General features: G+C 47.3%; 2 protein-coding genes. Both read right to left on the reverse strand.

The window, feature by feature from the left end; genetic code table 11:
* Positions 1–569: 569 nt before the first annotated feature.
* A complete protein-coding gene (locus G463_RS0117190; RefSeq protein WP_026976111.1) occupies positions 570–1469 on the reverse strand; it encodes a phospholipase D family protein in 900 nt (299 codons plus the stop codon).
* 16 nt (positions 1470–1485) lie between these two features.
* Positions 1486–2271: a DNA methyltransferase gene (locus G463_RS22040; protein WP_026976112.1), complete on the reverse strand. Its 786-nt coding sequence runs from the start codon at positions 2269–2271 to the stop codon at positions 1486–1488.
* Between the last annotated feature and the right edge of the window lie 16 nt (positions 2272–2287).

Below are 2287 nucleotides of genomic sequence, written 5' to 3' on the forward strand. Positions count from 1 at the left end.
ACAGCCCCGCCGCGATGTTCGAGGTGGGGCTTTCTTCTCCAAATGGTCGGCGAGCCTGCCGGTGATTTTCAAGGTGTCCTCGATTTGACGGGTACTTGGGCACAGTGTTTTTTGAATCTCGTAACCGCTTCTGGTCACTCAACCTCAGACCGTGTACTGCGATTTTAAGTGGCGTGTTGCTTCGCTCACATTTCCCCAACCGGTTTATGCCAAACGAAATCAGGAGACCGCCGTCCATAATTTTCACGAGTTCTGGATTTCCGTCCTTTGAGGTTCTCATCTAACGTCCAAAAGATATACAGCCTGTTGCACAAATCCCTTGCCATCCAGTATGATGTTGTTGGTTATGCTTGCCACAGAAATCCCCCCTGTAGAAGTGCAGGGGGGATTTTTTTTGTTGGAACGATGTTCCTTTCTAGACGCATTTCGAGAACTCTGTCTGGGCGTCACGAGCGGTCTTGGATAGCATTGTCGGGCTTCAAACCTTGACGAATCAGGGTGTTTGGAGCCCGCTTCACTCCTGTTGGATAGCATGAGGGCAAAACATGGGCAATTCATTGCTGGTGACACTATTCACCACAACAGTCTCTCTCTGCCCTGGCTACCAAGCGTTCATTATGAAATAGTAAGCCATCTTTTTGCACCTGGGCGAGTCTGACTACCGTGCAAATTGAGTTCCTCATTCCAATGGTGAGCGTCTTAGGCAAGTCAACACCTGATTCATCAACACCTGAGTCATCCATAGTGCTGTCCCTTGTAGAAGCTATACCGGAAACTCGCCCCTTGAGCGCCTCACGATGTTTTTCAGCAATCCGTTTCCGTATTTCGTTACCTTTGCCGTGCTCACTTAGGGGGTGCGACCTGTCTTGGGATTGTTTCGGGGCTTGACTCTGTTCGTGAGCTAAGGAGCTGATCAGGTCAAGCCCCTCATGGGAGCGTAGATCTACCAGGTTCCCAGGTTCCAACGGTTGGAGTGGTGTTGAATATTGAATCCATAGCTGTTCGAATTGTTTCACTAAACTTGTCTCATCTGTGATGGGCACTTCGATTTCTAGTGATGTCTCGAAGTTGCTTAGCAGTCCGCCAACAGTCAGATTGGCCGAACCTACTATAACGGTATACTTTCCCTCACCAAGTAGCCAATATACCTTGGGATGAAAAATGTGTTGAGAAGAGGCGGCAGAGAAGATTCGAATATCAACTTGATCTGGATATTCCTCCGCCAAATCATATAAATACTGCAAAGCTTCCTGAGTCGTCACATCGTCAATGCCTATAATCCAATCGAGCCTGCCACCACGATCCAAGAAACCCCTTAACGGGTCAGCTATGGTCAGGAGACCACCGATCGTCACGAATGCGCACAAGACTCTCAGCTGATCATAGCCATGGTCTGCAGACAACAAGTGTCCGATACGCTGATAATGCGGATCTTCTCCTGCATATTGTGATATGACCCGTGTGTTCATCAATTTTCGCCTCCCCTCAATAGCTATCCCCAAGCAAGTCTTGATAATCCGGAGCCTTATTGGATTTTTTTGCCTCATTGGGCTTCTTTAGAATAATAATGTATTCATGGACATTTTTGAACAGAAAGTTAGGTGGGTACGGGTAGCTCCCGAATATTGGGCGCTGTTTCCCCGCTGACCCCCATTTTCCACCTGTTCCATCCTTTGACCAAATGATTTCATTTACTAGCAAAAAACCCAACGATTGAGCTCTGCTAATCAAATCTCCAGCAATTGGAAAGGTAAGTAAACCATCCTTGGTGTGCTGATTCACGTTAGCTGTTACTATGCAGAATCGCCGGCCAGGTTCAAGTACCCTGTAGCATTCCTGCATTACAGTTTCCATTGCACAAAGGAAATCGCCGTAAATATCGAGTGCCCCAATGTTCGCATCATAGTCTCCATAATCGGCCTTATTCCAGTATGGTGGGGAAGTGACGATAAGCGATACACTGTTGTCTGATAGGAACGACAAATCCCTGCTGTCGCCATTCCGTAGCTGATATCTGGCCGTGGTATTTACTGCCGGAATTTCACTGAGTTCCCGTTCGGCAATAGCGATGTATTCAGGGTTTGAATCCTGACCAATGAAACCTCTCCCAGTCTCTTTAGCCGCTATCCCTGTATTTCCGACACCACAGAAAGGATCTAAGACAGTCTCGCCATAAAACGAGAATAACTTAATTAACTCAAGTTTCGCACCCTTAGACAGCCAGCTTTTCCTTGATAGCGCTGGGTAAATGGGTGATAAACTGTTCAACAATCATGTCGATCACGGT

The organism is Alicyclobacillus contaminans DSM 17975 (genome assembly GCF_000429525.1).
GTDB classification, from domain to species: domain Bacteria; phylum Bacillota; class Bacilli; order Alicyclobacillales; family Alicyclobacillaceae; genus Alicyclobacillus_A; species Alicyclobacillus_A contaminans.

Bases quoted from the DNA above. Each gene is read 5' to 3' on its own strand.
- G463_RS0117190 (WP_026976111.1), bottom strand. From the start codon at position 1,469: ATGAACACACGGGTCATATCACAATATGCAGGAGAAGATCCGCATTAT.